The following is a 16,015-nucleotide window of genomic DNA, read 5'->3' as shown; positions in this document are numbered from 1 at the left end:
GAACCCCCATCGAAGTGAGTAGACCTACTTACTCTGCAGTAGACAATCCGCCCTGGAGTGTGGCACACGCAACCCTCGAACCGACTGTTTGTCGAGTTTCCGTCGACACCGGGACTCCGCCGGAGAATGTTCCGTCAGCATCACTACTGCAACAGTTTCTTCTGTACCTTTCCCATCGCGTTGCGTGGCAAGGAATCGACCACTCGCACCTCGCGCGGGCGCTTGTGGGTCGAAAGCTGCTGAGCAACAAGCGTGATCAACTCTTCCTCGACCACTTCCGGACCATCGACGTGAGGAACCACGAACGCGACGATACGTTGGCCGAGATCATCGTCTTCCAAGCCCGCAACCGCAACCTCCCTTACCGCTGGGTGTCCGAGCAGCACGGTCTCGATCTCTCCGGCGCCCACCCGAAACCCACCGGACTTGATCAGATCGGTCGATTCCCGGCCGACGATCCGGTGGAAACCGCCGGCGTCGATCACCGCGACATCACCGGTGACGAACCACCCGTCCTCGGTCCACGAGGCGGCCGTCGCCTCGGGACGACCCAGATAGCCGTCGAACAACATCGGCCCGCGCACCTGAAGCACACCGATGCTCTCCCCGTCGTGGGGCACATCGGCGCCGTGTTCGTCGCGCAGCCGCGTCTGCACCCCTGCAACCGGTGTCCCGACCCAGCCGGGGCGACGCTCCCCGTCGGCACGTGTACTCACGGTGAGCATCGTTTCGCTCATGCCGTACCGCTCGATCGGGGCGTGCCCGGTGAGCTCGCGTAACTTCTCGAACACCGGCACCGGGAGCGGGGCGCTACCCGAGACGAGCAGGCGCGCGCTACCGAGAGCGCGCGCGGACTCTTCGTCCTCGGCCACCCGCGACCACACCGTGGGCACACCGAAATAGAGGGTGCCCGCAGCCTCCGCGTAGGCCTGCGGTGTCGGCCTACCCGTGTGGATGAGCCTGCTACCCACCCGAAGTGGACCGAGGACACCGAGGATCAGTCCGTGCACGTGGAACAGCGGCAGTCCGTGCACAAGCGTGTCGCGCTCCGTCCAGTCCCACGCCCGTACGATCGCGTCGAGGCCGGCCGCAATCGCCTGGCGGCTGAGCAACACCCCCTTGGGCGAGCCCGTGGTGCCGGACGTGTAGAGCACGAACGCGACCTTCGCCGGGCTCGGTTCGGGCACGTGATGCCAGTCGCGCGCGTGCAGTCGCACCGGCAGCACCGGAAGTTCCGGCACCTGCACACCCGCGCCGGCACCGCCCGTCCCGGGAGCGGACCCGAGCCACGCCTGCGCACCCGAATCCTTCAGAATGTGGGCGAGCTCCGCCGGACCCGAGTCCGGCGGCACCGGCACCACGGTGACGCCCGCGAGCAGGCAGCCGACGACCGCCACGACCGTCGTCGCGGTGGGGGTCGCGAGCACCGCGACCCGCTCGGCTCGCGACACACGGGCGGCCACCGCAGTCGCCGCACCGAGAATGTCGCTGCGCGACAAGGTGTGGCCGTCGATCCGGACGGCATCGGGGACATCATCACCGCGGGCGACGGCAAGCGGGTTCAACGAACGCAGTAGTGCAGACACCCCTGTCACGATACTTTGACGATCTTCGATCGCACGTATCGCTTGTGCACGTTCAGGAACGGAGATGCCCGTGCGCTCCGGGGTCGGACGCGGTGATCTGCCGCGCCGGCGGAAGCACGATTCCGAGTACTGCCCCAAGCAGCATGCCGATCAGGACCGCGACACCGTGGGCGTCGTCGAAGAGAACCAGCAGCACCCCGGCGACGAACGTGCCCGCCGATGCCAGGAGCAAGGTGTGCCGGGCCGCCACCACCGGCCACAGGCCCGCGAGCGACGCTGCCATCACGAACGTCGCTCCTGACACTCCCGACCCCACCGATGGTGAGACGAACGAGGTGAACAGGCCCCACAACAGCTGGCCGACCACACACAACGCGACCGCGCGCTGCCACCCCCAGACTCGCACCACCGCGATCGCGACGATCGCGAACATCACCAGATTGCCCACAGTTCCGGCAACACCGTCTTGAGTCAGCGCAGACGTGAAGACCCGCCACCATTCACCATCGCGAGTGCGGATCGGATCCCGACGGAACACCAGGATCATCGAGGGTTCGATCAATCGGATCACCGACGGCACGGCGACCAGCACCCACAACGCGATTGCAGCGACCGGAGGCGGCCACCACCAGCCCTTCGCGGCGTGCCTGCCGTGACGCGGGGCCGCCATCAGGGCGGTCAGAGCCACCACGACGACGTAGAGCACCCACGAACGGGGGTCGTCGCCTGAGGTACTCACGGGCGCCAATCTACCGGCGAGGGGGTCCGCTCAGTCGCGGCTCAGGAGTGAATGCAGAAAGAATCGCAGGTTGGAGGGGCGCTCGGCGAGGCGTCGCATGAGATAGCCGTACCACTGCGATCCGTACGGTACGTAGACCCTCACCCGCCGGCCTGCACCGGCCAAGCGGACTTGTTCGCCGTCGCGAATTCCGAACAACATCTGGTGCTCGAAGTCGCCTCGACCACGTCCTGCCACTGCGGCAAGCGGATCGACCGCCGTCACCAAGGCGGGATCGTGCGAGGCGACCATCGGGTACCCGTCTCCCGCCATCAGGATCTGCAGGCACCGTAGATACGACGCATCGACTTCGCCGCGGTCCCGGTACGCCACCGACTCGGGCTCGTCGTAGGCGCCTTTGCACAACCGCACCCGCGACCGCGGCCCCGACAGTTCTCGGCAATCGCCCTCGGTGCGGCGCAGATACGCCTGTACGACCGCCCCCACATCGGGGAAATCGACGCGCAGCTCGCGGACGATCGCGAGCGTGTCGCCGGTGACGGTGTGGTCTTCGGCGTCGATGCTCACCCACGCACCCACGTTCTGTGCGGCGGCGCAGATCTCCCGGGCGTGATCGAGCGCGATCTTGCTACCGTCCGGCCCGAGCAACAGCCCGAGAGCCGTGAGCTTGACCGACACTTCCACCGCGGGCGCACCCGTGAACGTCTCGGGCGTGAGTTCTTCGAGCTTTCCGAGATCGGTGAGCAGGCCACGGTATTCTTCGACGATCACGCGGGCCTGCCCGACGTCGAGGGTGTTCTCACCGAGATGGTCGATACTCACGCCCCGGCCCGAACCCAACAGCTGCGTGGCAACGGTCACCGCGTCCGCGCGAGTGTTGCCGGCAACGAACCGGTCGACGATGCGTCGAGTGGGTGGTGCCGCGGTCACCACGCGGCGCACCGCGTTCGATTTCGCGGCCGTGAGGATGACCGGACGCAGTGGGTTCGACAGCGCGTCGCCCAGGCTGGTCATCGTCCCGTCCCCGGGTCGGGCTCCATGTGCGGGTAGCGGTGGCCGGTGGGCGGGACGAACGTCTCCTTGAGTGCCCGCGGCGACACCCAGCGCAGCAGGTTCAGCGCTGAGCCCGCCTTGTCGTCGGTGCCCGAGAGACGACCACCTCCGAACGGCTGCTGCCCGACGACCGCGCCGGTGGGCTTGTCGTTGACGTAGAAATTGCCCGCCGTGAACCTCAATGCGGCGGCGGCATGCTCGATAGCGGCGCGATCCTCCGCTATCACCGCCCCGGTCAGTGCATACGGGGTTGCCGTGTCGATCATCTCGAGCACGTTCTCCCACGCACCGGCCACGCTGTCGTCGTAGACGTACACGGCGAGAATCGGACCGAAGTATTCGGTGGTGAGAGCTTCGTCGCCGGGATCGTCGACGAGCAACACCGTGGGCCGTACGAACCACCCGACCCACTGGTCGTACCCGCCACCGACGGCGAATTCCACGGAGGTGCGGTCGCGAGCGCGCTCGAGGGCACCGACGACCCTCTCGTATGCACGGCGATCGATCAACGCGCCACCGAAATTGGACAGATCGGTCACGTCGCCGTAGCTGAGCGCATCGACCTCCGCGAGGAAATCCTCCCGCATCCGCGACCACACCGAGCGCGGCACGAACGCGCGCGACGCCGCGGAGCACTTCTGGCCCTGGTACTCGAACGCGCCGCGGATCAGCGCGGTGGCCAGCACAGCGGGATCAGCAGAAGGATGCGCGACGACGAAGTCCTTCCCGCCGGTCTCCCCCACGATCCGCGGATAGGTTCGATACGCGTCGAGGTTGCCGCCGATCTCCTTCCACAGGTGCCGGAACGTCGCGACCGATCCGGTGAAATGAAGACCTGCGAAACGAGGGTCGCTCAGGACCACGTCGGACACGGCTCTGCCGTCGCCGGTGAGCAGATTGATCACGCCTGGCGGCAGACCTGCCGCCTCGAGCACGCGCATCGTCCAATGGGCCGCGAGGGACTGGGTCTCCGAGGGCTTCCAGATGACGGTATTGCCCATGAGAGCGGGCGCGGTCGGCAGGTTTCCGGCGATCGCAGTGAAGTTGAAGGGCGTCACCGCGTACACGAACCCCTCGAGCGGACGGTGATCCATGCGGTTCCACACTCCGGGCGAGGACATCGGTTGTTCGGCCAGGAGACCTCGTGCGAAATGCACATTGAACCGCCAGAAGTCCACGAGTTCGCACGGCGCGTCGATCTCGGCCTGCTGCACCGACTTCGACTGACCGAGCATCGTGGCGGCCGCGATGGTCTCGCGCCACGGCCCCGACATCAGGTCGGCGGCCCGCAGCAGGATCGCAGCGCGCGCATCGAACGGCATTTCGCGCCACGCAGGCGCAGCGGCAGTGGCGGCGTCGACCGCTGCCGCCGCATCCGCTGCTGTGGCATTGCGGAGGGTTCCGAGCACGGCCGCGTGGTTGTGCGGTTGCAGGATATCGACGCGATCGCCCTCGCCGTGGAGGTGAACTCCTCCGATCACATGGCTGACATCGACCGGCTCTGCGGTGAGTTCCGCGAGTTTGCCGAGCAGGCGCGTTCGCTCGGGACTGCCCTGGGCATATCCGTGAACCGGCTCGTTCCTCGGCTCAGGAACAACTGTGACGGCGTCCATGGTGCCTCCTGGGCCCAGGGTAGCGCCGGGTGAACGATCGAGCGGGAGGTTCCGATCGATCAGGCCAGTCGCTGTGCCGCAGCCTCGATCCGCTCGTCGGTAGCCGTCAACGCGATCCGCACGTGCTGCACACCACCCGGACCGTAGAACTCGCCGGGTGCAACGAGAATGCCGCGTTCGGCGAACCAGTCGACAGTGGTGCGACACGCTTCATCGCGGGTGGCCCACAGGTACAGACCCGCCTCGGAGTGGTCGACGGTGAAACCGGCGCCGCGCACGGCCGCGAGCAGCGTCTCGCGACGCACCCGGTACCGCTCACGCTGAATGTTCTCGTGCTCGTCATCGTTCAGTGCCGCAGTCATCGCGGCCTGGATCGGCAGCGGCACCATCATGCCGGAGTGCTTGCGCACCTCGAGCAGATCGGCCACGAGTACGGGGTCGCCGGTGACGAATCCCGCGCGGTAACTCGCGAGGTTCGACGTCTTCGACAGCGAATGCACCGCAAGCAGATTGGTGTGGTCACCGTCGCTCACGCTCGGATGCAGGATCGACAGTGCCTCGCCCTCCCACGTGAGTCCGAGATAGCACTCGTCCGACACGACGATCGCGTTCCGGCTGCGCGCCCAGTCGACGACCTTGCGCAGGTGGTCGAGACCGAGCACCTTGCCGGTCGGGTTCGACGGCGAATTCACGAACACCAGGGACGCGCCCTCCGGTCCGAGCCGGGTGAGTCCGTCGGCTCGGATCAACCGTGCGCCCGCGAGCAGCCCGCCGACCTCGTAGGTCGGGTATGCGAGCTCAGGGATGACGACGAGATCGGCGGCGCCGACACCCAGCAGGGTCGGCAGCCACGCGATCATCTCCTTGGTGCCGACGGCAGGCAGAACCGATGCCTCGTCGATACCGGTGATCCCGTAGCGACGCGCGAGCGCACCCACCGCGGCCTGCCTCAGTTCGGGCGTTCCGTGGGTCGTGGGGTAGCCCGGTTCTTTCGCAATCGAGACGAGCGCTTCCCGGATCACCGGGGCGACCGGATCGACAGGCGTCCCCACCGAGAGGTTGACGATGCCGTCCGGGTGCGCGGCAGCCTTCGCCTTCGCGTCGGTCAGTGAATCCCAGGGAAAATCCGGAAGGCTCTGCGCGACCGACCGGCGTGTGCGTGTCGCCACAGGTGCCTAGTCCTCACCCATGGGAGGCAGGTTCTTGACGAACGGCGTGTCGTAGTCGACCTTGCCGAGCTTCGCTGCGCCGCCCGGCGATCCGAGATCCTTGAAGAAGTCGATGTTGGTCTGCACGTACTCGGACCACTCGTCCGGCACGTCGTCTTCGTAGAAGATCGCCTCGACGGGGCACACGGGCTCGCAAGCACCACAGTCCACACATTCGTCCGGGTGGATGTACAGCATGCGACCACCCTCGTAGATGCAGTCGACCGGGCACTCTTCGATGCATGCCTTGTCCAACACGTCCACGCACGGCTCCGCAATCGTGTACGTCACTGCTGTTCTCCCTGCCTCTCTTCGATGCCCGCCGACCCGGTACGGTCCCAGCGCATCGGCGCACTGGCGCCCACAACCGAACAGTATCCACCGTCGCCGGTGGCACCCTCCCCCTTAGGGTGCCCTGACCTGACCGGGGACCACGAGTCGGGCCTATCGGACAGTGACGCCGATCTCACGACGGGCGTACGCGGTGGTGCGTTCCCGGGCGGGACGACCGATGCCCTCGGCGATCGCCACCAGCTCGGCAACGGACTTCTCCGAGCCGTGCTGCGACCCCGCCATCCGGGAGATCGTCTCCTCCATCAACGTGCCACCGAGATCGTTGGCCCCGCCCTCGAGCATCGCCTGTGTCCCCGCCACGCCGAGCTTGACCCAGCTGGTCTGGATGTTCGCGATCCGCCCGTGCAGCATGATGCGGGCCAGCGCGTGCGCCGCGCGGTTGTCTCGCATCGTGGGCCCCGGACGGGACGCACCCGCCAGATAGAGCGGCGACGACTGATGCACGAACGGCAGCAACACGAACTCGGTGAAGCCACCCGTCCGGTCCTGGATTCCGCGCAGCACGTTCAGGTGCCCCACCCAATGGTGCGGCTGGTCGACGTGCCCGTACATCATCGTCGAACTGGACCGTAGCCCCACCTCGTGGGCGGTGGTGACCACTTCGATCCACTCCGCGGTGGGCAGCTTGCCCTTCGTGAGCACCCAGCGCACCTCGTCGTCGAGGATCTCCGCGGCCGTGCCCGGGATGGTGTCGAGGCCGGCTTCGCGCAGCTCGGTCAACCATTCACGGATGGAGGTACCGCTGCGCGCGACACCGTTGACGATCTCCATGGGCGAGAACGCGTGCACGTGCATCGACGGCACCCGTGCCTTGACCGCGCGCACCAGATCGGCATAACCGGTGACGGGTAGTTCGGGGTCGATACCGCCTTGCATGCACACCTCGGTGGCGCCTGCGACGTGCGCTTCCCACGCCCGGTCGGCGACTTCCTCGGCAGAGAGCGTGAAGGCATCGGCGTCGCCCTTGCGCTGCGCGAACGCACAGAAGCGACAGCCCGTGTAACAAATGTTGGTGAAATTGATGTTCCTGTTGACGACATAGGTGACGTCGTCGCCGACCGTGTCGCGGCGCAGCTGATCTGCCAGCGCGACCATTGCCTCCAGGCCCGCACCGTCGGCATTCGCGAGCGCGGTGTACTCAGCATCCGAGCACCCTCCCGGATTGCGCTCCGCAGAACGCAACGCCGACAGTACGTCGCGCTCGAGGCGAACCGGGGCGGACTCACCCAGTGCCAGCACCTGCTCGCGCACAGTGTCCCAATCACCGAAAGCACTGCCCAGGTCGGAGCGGTGATCGGTGTTGCGCCCGGTCACGTCGATCTCGGAGTTGAGGTCGATACGCCCCGACGACTCCCAGTCCACGTCGGGCTCCTGCCACGGCAGACCCGACGGGATGACCTGCTGCGCGAGACCGGTCTCCGGGTCGGACAGCGCGCGCACGTGGGCGGTGATCCTCGGATCGATCCACGGCTGACCCGCCAGCACGTACTGCGGCTGCGCTGCGATCCGCTCGGTGAGCCGGAAGCCCGCCTCGGCACTCAGCCGGGCAAGCGTGTCGAGGTTCGGCCACGGCCGCTCCGGATTGACGTGATCCGGGGTCAGCGGCGAGACGCCACCCCAGTCGTCGACCCCCGCCCCGAGCAACGCGCGGCACTCGTCGAGCGACACCAAGTTGGGCGGAGCCTGGATTCGCATACCCGGGCCGAGGATCAGACGGGTGACCGCGATCGCGGCCAGGAATTCGTCGAGCGCGGCATCGTCGACATCACGCATCGCCGTGTCGTCCTTGGCCCGGAAGTTCTGCACGATGACTTCTTGGATGTGACCGAACGCCTTGTGCGTCTTGCGGATCGCCAGGATCGACTCGGCACGCTCGACGAACGACTCGCCGATTCCGACGAGGATGCCCGTGGTGAACGGCACCGACAAGCGGCCCGCATCGGTGAGCACCCGCAGCCGCACGGACGGTTCCTTGTCGGGACTGCCGTAATGGCACTGGCCCTTCTCGGTGAACAACCGCTCCGAGGTCGTCTCGAGCATCATGCCCATCGACGGCGCCACCGGCTTGAGTCGCGAGATCTCGGCCCAGCTCATCACGCCCGGGTTCAAGTGCGGCAGCAATCCGGTCTCCTCGAGCACCCGGATCGACATCGCACGCACATAGTCGAGCGTCGAATCGTACCCGCGTTCGTCGAGCCACTGCCGTGCCTCTGGCCACCGGTCCTCGGGCCGGTCACCGAGAGTGAACAGCGCCTCCTTGCAGCCGAGCTCGGCGCCCTGCCGTGCGATTTCGAGGATCTCGTCGGGCTCGAGGTACATCCCCCGGCCTTCGGCCCGAAGCTTGCCCGGGACCGTGACGAACGTGCAGTAGTGGCAACGGTCGCGGCACAGCCGGGTGATCGGGACGAACACCTTTCGCGAGTAGGTGACCGTACCCGGCCGCTCCTGCTCGAGCAGACCCGCATCGCGTACGCGAGCCGCCGACGCACACAGATCATCGAGGTCGGCGCCGCGCGCTTGCAGCAGCACTGCGGCTTCGTCGACGTTGAGACTCACCCCGTCGCGGGCGCGACGCAGCACTCGGCGCATCGCAGACGGGGACGGCCGGGGAGCGGCACCGGGGCGCAGCGACGGCGACGGAAGCATCGCGGAGTGCTGGGTGTCGTCAGCGGAATCGGTCATGGGCCGATCATGCGCCCCCGCCGTGTCGCATGCCACTTCGGGGTGCACCCGGCTGTCACTCGTGGGGATAGTCGTCGTCCACGGCCACCTCGCGATTCTGCTCGACCGCGTCGGCGGGATCGACCTCGAGTGGCAGGTCTGTCGGGAACGTATCGCGAGGCTCGTCGTAGGCCGGCGTCGACTGTTCGACCCGATCGCCTTCGGAATCTTCCGCCGAAAGGCTGCTGAACCCGAGAACATCGGAAGTGTCGGTCATGTCCGCTTCGCTCATGTCGATCCTCCTCGTGCCTGAAACGCCCGGCGGTGTGGGAATACTCGGGGCTGCCCCGATCGGGTGTCCAACCAAGCCTAACGTGGAACCCTGAACCGAGTCGGGAGTGTGAATGTGGAGAGCAGCACCGGGACGGTGATAGCCGAACCCGCATGGAGGCCGAGTCCGAAGGCTCGGGCGTTGTGGGCGATCAACGCTGCGTTGATGTGGGTACCGATCGTCATTGCGCAGGTCGTGTGGGGTGTGCTCGACTCCGGCCGGGCCGGGTGGCACATCGCCGCGGCCGTCGCGACCGTCGTCGTCGCGGGCCTTCACATCTCGGTGGTGCCGCTGTGGCGGTACCGGGTGCACCGATGGGAGATCAGCGACGCTGCCGTCCACACCCGCTCGGGGTGGTTCACGCAGGAACGCCGCATCGCGCCGATCTCCCGGATCCAGACCGTCGACACCGAACGCGGCCCGATCGACCGGTGGCTCGGGCTCGCGACCGTGACCGTCACCACCGCGTCGTCCGCCGGCGCCGTGGAAATCACCGCGCTCGACACGGCAGTGGCCGACGAGACGGTCGCACGACTCACCGCGATCGCGGGTGGCGACGGAGCCGATGCGACGTGACCTTCGAACCCGGAACTCCCCCACCCGACACGACTCATCCGGCAGGCGCCGTCGACGACGACATCGTCGGCTGGCAGCGACTCGACCGCCGGATGCTGCTGATCCATCCGGTCGAGGAGATCCTGAAGCTGTTCCCCGTCCTGATCGGTTCGGTGTTGCTGGGCAGCAGCAGCGGCAACCCGTACTGGGGACTCGGTGTCGCGGGGCTGCTGGTCCTTGTCGGACTGGCTCGCTGGTTCACCACGAGCTATCGGATCGGGCCCGTGCACGTCGAGCTGCGCCGCGGTCTGCTCCGACGCCGCGAGCTCTCGGTCCCGCGGAGCCGTATCCGGTCGGTCGACGTCGATCGGCGGGTACTGCATCGACTGCTCGGCCTCGCAGTGGTGAAGATCGGCACCGGACAATCGGGCGGCAGCGCCACCGATCACAACAGGTTCGAGCTCAACGGCATCGCCATCGAGGACGTTCCCGCTCTGCGAACCGGACTCCTCGAAGGCGGCCTCGATGCCGCAGCACCGGAAGGCATGGCCGTGCGCGCCTCGGTGGATTCCGTGCGCGCCCCGATGGGCACTGCACCGAGCGAACGCGAACTGGCCCGATTCCGATCCGGGTGGGTGCGGTACGCGCCGTTCTCGGCCACCGGCCTGATCGGTATCGCCGCCGTGGTCGGGCTGGCGTTCCAATACGGGATCGGTGAACAACTCACCGAATCGGACACCGTCGCGCGCGGGGTCGATGCGCTCGCGGCAGCCGGCATTGCGGTCGTCGTCGGCGTCGCAGTGGTCGTGATTCTCGTCGTCGCGAGCATCGCCGCGTGCATCCGGTACCTACTGCTGTACGGGAACCTACTGGTCACCGACGACGGACGGATGCTGCGGGTCGGGCGAGGCCTGCTGCGGGTGCGGCACACGACGCTCGACCGCGCGCGCCTTCGCGGCGTCGACGTCCACGAGCCCGTTGCACTGAGACTCGTGGGAGCTGCACGACTCGACGCGATCATGACCGGTGTATCGGCCGAACGTGGCGAGTCATCGCTCGTGCTGCCGTCGGCGCCCGACGGTGAGGTGCGCCGGGTCGCAGGCGCAGTGCTCACCACCGACTCACCGTTGACGGTGCCTCTGGTCCCCCACGGCGCTGCAGCACGCCGCCGCCGATTCACCAGGGCGATCGTGCCGGTGGTGTGCCTGGTCGCGGCGGGTATTGCAGTCACCACGATCCTCGACCGGCCGCTGCCGTTGCCCGCAACCACAGCGGGAACGGTGGTGCTCGTCGTTGCCGCGGCGGCACTCGGGTGGGATCGCTATCGGGGGCTCGGACATGCCTCGCCGGCCGGGTACCTCGTCACCCGCTCGGGTTCCCTCGATCGCCATCGGGTCTGCCTCGAGTCGGACGGGATCATCGGATGGACCGTGCGGCAGACGTTCTTCCAGCGGCGGGCGGGAGTGGCGACGGTGATCGCTGCGACTCCTGCGGGCGCGGGCCACTACGAGGTCGTGGACGTCCCCGAGAGCGACGCCTGGGCGTTGATCGAATCCGTGACACCCGGCGCGGGCGATATCTGGACGCGCGGAGGTCAGTCCTCGTGATCGATCCTTGGCGCAGACCCGGAGCAAGCACCCTCGCGGTGATGGACGAGTTGCTCGTGGACTGCCGCGCGTGCCCGAGGCTGGTCGAGTGGCGTGAACGCGTCGCACGGGAGAAACGGGCCGCTTTCCGCGACGAGGAGTACTGGGGCAGGCCGGTCCCCGGTTTCGGCCCGGCCGATGCGGCGCTGCTCATCGTGGGATTGGCGCCCGCCGCGCACGGCGCGAACCGGACGGGACGGATGTTCACCGGCGATCGCTCCGGAGACTTCCTCTACGCCGCCATGTACGAAGCCGGACTCGCGTCGCAACCGATCGCGACCCACATCGGTGACGGACTCGAACTGTTCGGCACGCGGATCACCTCACCGGTGCACTGCGCGCCCCCCGCCAACAAGCCGACCGTGACCGAGCGGGACACTTGCCGGGGCTGGCTCGAGCAGGAACTCGCGTTGCTCTCGCCGACGCTGCGGGCCGTCGTGGTGCTCGGTGGTTTCGGATGGCAAGCGTTGCTCCCGGTGCTTACCGCGGCGGGATGGGTCGTGCCGTCGCCGCGTCCGAAGTTCGGGCACGGCGCAAGTGTCACCCTCGCCCCGGCGACCGAGGGAAAGGCCCCGCTGCACCTGTTCGGGTGCTATCACGTGAGTCAGCAGAACACCTTCACCGGCCGCCTCACCCAGGAGATGACCGCGGCTGTGCTCAGATCTGCTGCGCAGGCGGCCGGGCTGTCTTGATGATCGCTTTGATCCGCGCCGAGAAGAGATAACCGCCTGCGGGCAGGAGCGCCGCGACGGGAAGCATCAGGATCCGCCAGTCCGCCATGGCGAGTTGATCGCCACCCGGTCCGACGGCCAGGCACACGGCGAATCCGAGCAACCAGGCCGCGAGCGGCAGCATCGCGGTTCGCAGCGCCCCGGTTTCGCTGTACACGGCCATCACCAGCAGCAGATTGATCACGGCTGTGAGCAGAATCGTGATCGGAAACGGAACCGGGCCGATGTAGAGGCCGAGGAACAGCACCGACAGGATCGCGCAGAGGACACCGTCGAAGACGAGCAACGCAACGATGCCTCTGCGCGGCTCCGGCGGTAGCGCGGGTACGTCCGGCAGTTCGGTTGCAGGGTCGACGGTCATCGTTCCATAGTGCGCGACGGCGCGTCGGCCGAGCTACCCGGGGTCGGGGGCAGGTCACGGTACAGGCGGGTAACCGAGCATTGTCAGCAGGTGCGATTGCATGTCGACGAACCCGTAGAGCGCATCGAAATAGCCGGCGCGAATCTCGTCGGCGTGCGGCCGCAACGAGTCGACGAACGCGATGATCTGATTCTGAACGGACCAGTTGTACATCGCCGCCCCTCCCTCCATCGGTGACGGCGGTCACATTATCCGATGCCGGAGAAGAGGTCACGCTCCCGCCCGGAATCGTCCCGTTCGCCCGGTTCTCCGCGCACCAAGCGGAAATGCTCCTCGCGGAAGATCGGTTGGGCGACCAAGTTCGACAGTGTGAACTGCGCTCCTCCCGGTGCCACGGTGACCTGGGTCGCGTGGGCTGCCATCGCGGCACGTTTCGCGTCGAGCACTTCGCGGACGTCGACGACGGCGCTGACCTGATCGTCGGGCACGCTCGGGAGCTCGCCCGGCTCGGGCACGCGCCAACCCTCGGGGAGCTCGCCGATCTCGGCGATGCCCGCTTCGAGCGCCGTCCTCTCGGTGACCGTCCAGTACACCTTCGCCGGTGTCCACGGCGCACCCGCACCGGGGTAGTCCTCCGTTCCGGCGAGCTCGACGGCGGCGGTGACGCGTTCGTGCACTGCGATGTGGTCCGGGTGCCCGTACCCACCGACCGGGTCGTAGGTGACGACGACGTGAGGCCGAGTGCGCCGGATGACGGCAACGAGCTCCCCCACGGCTTCATCGGGATCGGCGTTGACCCACGCGCGGGGATTCGACGCTGCCGGAGTGCCTGCCATCCCGGAGTCTCGCCAATGGCCGGCCCCACCCAGGAAGCAGGGCGCGGCGACCCCGAGGGCATTCAGGGCCCGGGTCAGTTCCAGCACGCGGTAACCACCCAGTTGGTCTGCCCGGTCGGCAGTCAGCTGCGCCCACTCGTCGCCGATGACTTCGCCTTCTTCGCCGAGGGTGCAGGTCACCACGGTGACCTCGGCTCCTTCGTCGACGTACCGGGCAACAGTGCCGCCCGTGGTGAGGGTTTCGTCGTCCGGATGTGCGTGGACGAGCAGCAGTCTGCGCGGTTCGTCAGCGGTCACGGTGTGTTCCTCCCCCAGAATCGAGCGTCGCCGACGATGCCTGCCTGCACCGGGCCTGACAGGGCCACTCCGTCCACGCCGGGGCCGGCGGCAGCGACGGACCTGCCCTGGATGATCGGAAGGTTCACTGCGAGATCCCACAGGCTCGGCTCCACTGCAGCCAGTGTTGCAGGGACGTCGCCCACCCCGTGCAGGGCATCGACGAGCTGGGCCTGCACTGTGGGATCACAAGCACCGGAAAGGTTGCTCGGTGCTTCGAGCTGGGCCGCGGCCGCATCCTCTTCGTCATCCGTCGAGTTGGCGTCGCCGGACCCGTCGTTCCCAGCGTCCGAGTCGGGGGCATCGGCTGCCGTAGTGGTCGCGGGGCCACTCGTCGACGTGGGCACCGCCTCCGTTGTCTCCGACATATCTGCGGTCTCCGAGGCTGCGGGAGCCGGGAGCGCGGGGAGGCACCCGAAGCGGGAGATCGCCGCCGTTGCGGGGTCGGACCCCGCCTCCATCCAGCCGACGATCGCGTGCACCTCCCCGGTGACGAGGGCGTCTCCGTAGAGTTCGTCCGGCGGTAGTTCACTCACCGAGGCCGCAATTCCTGCGCCGGACAACACATCCGCCACCGTCCGCGCGACAGTACGCGCTGTTTCGGACCCTTCGGCGACACCCAGCACGAGCACGAGCGGCGCCCCGTCCCGGACGAGCGCGCCGTCCGCGATCGGCTCTGCACGTCCCGAGGGCGCCCGCTCCGGCGAATCCGCTTCCGGGGAAGCCCCTTCCGCCGCGGTGGTCTCCGGCGTCGTCGTTTCGGCCGAGGACGCCGGATCCTCGGCCGGCTCGGGGGCGGGCACAGCGGGGAGGTTGGGCAGGTAGCCGGCGTCCGCGAACAGGGCGAGCGCGTCCTCACGACTCGGTCGCGGCGGCATCGTCGGCGCGTAGCCGGGATCGGACGGAGCGAGGATCTGTGCCCGGTCGGGGACGACCTCGGCAGCGGAACCCGCTGCGACGAGGGCAAGCATCTCCGGGTCGAGAAGACCGAGCACAGCGCGGCGTACCCGCGGGTCGGCGAGAACGGCAGTGCGGGTGTTGAGCGTCAATTCGAGCGTGCGGGGCTCGAGCTGCACGTGCGTTCGCAGGCCGGATACCGCACCGAGCTGGGCGAGCAATGCCGATCCGCCCGAGACCTGCGCGATCTGAGTGTCGCCGGTGCGCATGGATTCGGTGAGCTGGGCGTCGCTGCCACCGCGTCGCATGAGGATCTCGTCCGGGAGCGCGGGCTCGCCCCAGAACCGGTCGTTACGCTCGAGCAGCACCTCGCCGCGACCACGGTCGACGGATTCCACCTTGAACGGCCCACCCGACACCGGGATCGTTTCCGACAGGCCGGTGTCGAAACCACCCGGGGTGTCCTTGACGAGATGTGCGGGCAGCATGTCGGCGAACAACTCTCGCCACGCGGGGTACGGCTCACGCAGTGTGACAGTGACCGTCTTACCCCCGCCCGAGGACTGGACATCGTCGATCAACCGGTAACCGGCGGCGTCGACCACTCCCGGCTGCGTGATCATCTGCTGCCAAAGATAATGGAAGTCCTCCGCCGCGATGGGTGCGCTGTCGGACCACTGGGCATCGGTCCGAACCTCGTACTCGATGGTGAACGGTGTCTGCGAGACCACCTCCGCCGACACCAGCACCGAGTCGTCGAGCACCCATTCGGTGACACCGGGCTCCTCCACGCTCGGCACGGGACGGAAGGCGCTGGGCAGGACCAGTTGCGCGATCGCGTCACCGACCGGTGACTGATCTGCCAGCAGATGAGGGTTGAAACCGGTCTCCACGCCGTCGATCGCGACGACCACGGTGTTGCGCTTCTGGGCAGGTGCGGGCGCTGCCGTCGGCTCCGTCTGTTCGATCGGCGGAGGCGGATCTGCGGTACACGCCGCCGACGTCAGTACGACTGTCGCGACGGCCACCGGAACGACCCATCGCCGATACCAGGTGCGCGAACGCAACACTCGGGCTTCCTCTCGTCGACTTGTGTCCACCGGGTATG

General features: G+C 67.7%; 15 protein-coding genes. 3 read left to right on the top strand and 12 right to left on the bottom strand.

The genetic code is table 11. The annotated features are described in order from the left end of the window. Positions 1 to 143 precede the first annotated feature (143 nt). From ACTDXD_RS18530 to ACTDXD_RS18495, 8 genes are all read right to left on the bottom strand, one after another. Positions 144 to 1,586, bottom strand: coding sequence for an acyl-CoA synthetase (locus tag ACTDXD_RS18530; RefSeq protein ID WP_440123744.1), 1,443 nt, complete (start codon positions 1,584 to 1,586; stop codon positions 144 to 146). Between the two features lie 52 nt (positions 1,587 to 1,638). Continuing rightward, positions 1,639 to 2,325 carry a rhomboid family intramembrane serine protease gene (locus ACTDXD_RS18525; RefSeq protein ID WP_440123743.1) on the bottom strand — a complete coding sequence of 229 codons (687 nt, stop codon included), beginning with the start codon at positions 2,323 to 2,325 and terminating at the stop codon, positions 1,639 to 1,641. A gap of 30 nt (positions 2,326 to 2,355) precedes the next feature. Then, positions 2,356 to 3,339: a proline dehydrogenase family protein gene (locus ACTDXD_RS18520; protein WP_440123742.1), complete on the bottom strand. Its 984-nt coding sequence runs from the start codon at positions 3,337 to 3,339 to the stop codon at positions 2,356 to 2,358. Beyond that, entirely contained in the window at positions 3,336 to 4,991 is a 1,656-nt protein-coding gene (pruA, locus tag ACTDXD_RS18515; protein WP_440123741.1) for an L-glutamate gamma-semialdehyde dehydrogenase, read from the bottom strand. The genes ACTDXD_RS18520 and pruA overlap by 4 nt, the downstream gene beginning before the upstream one ends. A 59-nt stretch (positions 4,992 to 5,050) precedes the next feature. Then, positions 5,051 to 6,160: a succinyldiaminopimelate transaminase gene (dapC, locus tag ACTDXD_RS18510; protein ID WP_440123740.1), complete on the bottom strand. Its 1,110-nt coding sequence runs from the start codon at positions 6,158 to 6,160 to the stop codon at positions 5,051 to 5,053. Positions 6,161 to 6,166: 6 nt separating this feature from the next. Then, a complete protein-coding gene (fdxA, locus tag ACTDXD_RS18505) occupies positions 6,167 to 6,490 on the bottom strand; it encodes a ferredoxin (protein WP_169687621.1) in 324 nt (107 codons plus the stop codon). A gap of 153 nt (positions 6,491 to 6,643) precedes the next feature. Continuing rightward, positions 6,644 to 9,199, bottom strand: coding sequence for a bifunctional FO biosynthesis protein CofGH (locus ACTDXD_RS18500; RefSeq protein WP_440127695.1), 2,556 nt, complete (start codon positions 9,197 to 9,199; stop codon positions 6,644 to 6,646). A gap of 91 nt (positions 9,200 to 9,290) precedes the next feature. Next, the gene (locus ACTDXD_RS18495) at positions 9,291 to 9,506 is read right to left on the bottom strand and encodes a hypothetical protein (RefSeq protein WP_440123739.1); all 216 of its coding nucleotides are present in this window, start codon (positions 9,504 to 9,506) and stop codon (positions 9,291 to 9,293) included. A 108-nt stretch (positions 9,507 to 9,614) separates the two neighbouring features. On the opposite strand from ACTDXD_RS18495, the gene ACTDXD_RS18490 reads away from it, so the two are divergent. The 3 genes from ACTDXD_RS18490 to ACTDXD_RS18480 all read left to right on the top strand — a co-directional run bounded on the left by ACTDXD_RS18490 (position 9,615) and on the right by ACTDXD_RS18480 (position 12,438). Further along, a complete protein-coding gene (locus tag ACTDXD_RS18490; protein ID WP_440123738.1) occupies positions 9,615 to 10,121 on the top strand; it encodes a PH domain-containing protein in 507 nt (168 codons plus the stop codon). 92 nt (positions 10,122 to 10,213) lie between these two features. Further along, on the top strand, positions 10,214 to 11,707 hold the full coding sequence (locus tag ACTDXD_RS18485; RefSeq protein WP_440127694.1) for a PH domain-containing protein: 1,494 nt from the start codon (positions 10,214 to 10,216) through the stop codon (positions 11,705 to 11,707). Between the two features lie 41 nt (positions 11,708 to 11,748). Further along, the gene (locus tag ACTDXD_RS18480; RefSeq protein ID WP_440127693.1) at positions 11,749 to 12,438 is read left to right on the top strand and encodes a uracil-DNA glycosylase; all 690 of its coding nucleotides are present in this window, start codon (positions 11,749 to 11,751) and stop codon (positions 12,436 to 12,438) included. Here ACTDXD_RS18480 and ACTDXD_RS18475 read toward each other — a convergent pair. From ACTDXD_RS18475 to ACTDXD_RS18460, 4 genes are read right to left on the bottom strand one after another with little or no spacing between them, the layout of a single operon-like run. Continuing rightward, positions 12,404 to 12,838 carry a hypothetical protein gene (locus tag ACTDXD_RS18475; protein ID WP_440123737.1) on the bottom strand — a complete coding sequence of 145 codons (435 nt, stop codon included), beginning with the start codon at positions 12,836 to 12,838 and terminating at the stop codon, positions 12,404 to 12,406. The genes ACTDXD_RS18480 and ACTDXD_RS18475 overlap by 35 nt on opposite strands. A gap of 54 nt (positions 12,839 to 12,892) precedes the next feature. Further along, positions 12,893 to 13,051, bottom strand: coding sequence for a hypothetical protein (locus ACTDXD_RS18470; protein WP_330136294.1), 159 nt, complete (start codon positions 13,049 to 13,051; stop codon positions 12,893 to 12,895). Between the two features lie 35 nt (positions 13,052 to 13,086). Further along, a complete protein-coding gene (gene mshB, locus ACTDXD_RS18465) occupies positions 13,087 to 13,989 on the bottom strand; it encodes an N-acetyl-1-D-myo-inositol-2-amino-2-deoxy-alpha-D-glucopyranoside deacetylase (RefSeq protein ID WP_440127692.1) in 903 nt (300 codons plus the stop codon). After that, the gene (locus tag ACTDXD_RS18460) at positions 13,968 to 15,977 is read right to left on the bottom strand and encodes an ABC transporter family substrate-binding protein (RefSeq protein ID WP_440123736.1); all 2,010 of its coding nucleotides are present in this window, start codon (positions 15,975 to 15,977) and stop codon (positions 13,968 to 13,970) included. Before ACTDXD_RS18460 ends, mshB begins: the two co-directional genes overlap by 22 nt. Positions 15,978 to 16,015: the final 38 nt, after the last annotated feature.

Source organism: Rhodococcus sp. SJ-3, assembly GCF_051918125.1.
Classification (GTDB): domain Bacteria; phylum Actinomycetota; class Actinomycetes; order Mycobacteriales; family Mycobacteriaceae; genus Rhodococcus.
This window is presented reverse-complemented; position numbering and strand designations above follow the sequence as displayed.

Excerpts from the sequence above, each read along its gene's own strand:
- ACTDXD_RS18485 (WP_440127694.1), top strand. The coding sequence starts at position 10,214 with ATGCTGCTGATCCATCCGGTCGAGGAGATCCTGAAGCTGTTCCCCGTC.
- ACTDXD_RS18520 (WP_440123742.1), bottom strand. The coding sequence starts at position 3,339 with ATGACCAGCCTGGGCGACGCGCTGTCGAACCCACTGCGTCCGGTCATC.
- ACTDXD_RS18470 (WP_330136294.1), bottom strand. The coding sequence starts at position 13,051 with ATGTACAACTGGTCCGTTCAGAATCAGATCATCGCGTTCGTCGACTCG.
- ACTDXD_RS18480 (WP_440127693.1), top strand. The coding sequence starts at position 11,749 with ATGGACGAGTTGCTCGTGGACTGCCGCGCGTGCCCGAGGCTGGTCGAG.
- ACTDXD_RS18475 (WP_440123737.1), bottom strand. The coding sequence starts at position 12,838 with ATGACCGTCGACCCTGCAACCGAACTGCCGGACGTACCCGCGCTACCG.
- ACTDXD_RS18495 (WP_440123739.1), bottom strand. The coding sequence starts at position 9,506 with ATGAGCGAAGCGGACATGACCGACACTTCCGATGTTCTCGGGTTCAGC.
- ACTDXD_RS18500 (WP_440127695.1), bottom strand. The coding sequence starts at position 9,199 with ATGCTTCCGTCGCCGTCGCTGCGCCCCGGTGCCGCTCCCCGGCCGTCC.
- pruA (WP_440123741.1), bottom strand. The coding sequence starts at position 4,991 with ATGGACGCCGTCACAGTTGTTCCTGAGCCGAGGAACGAGCCGGTTCAC.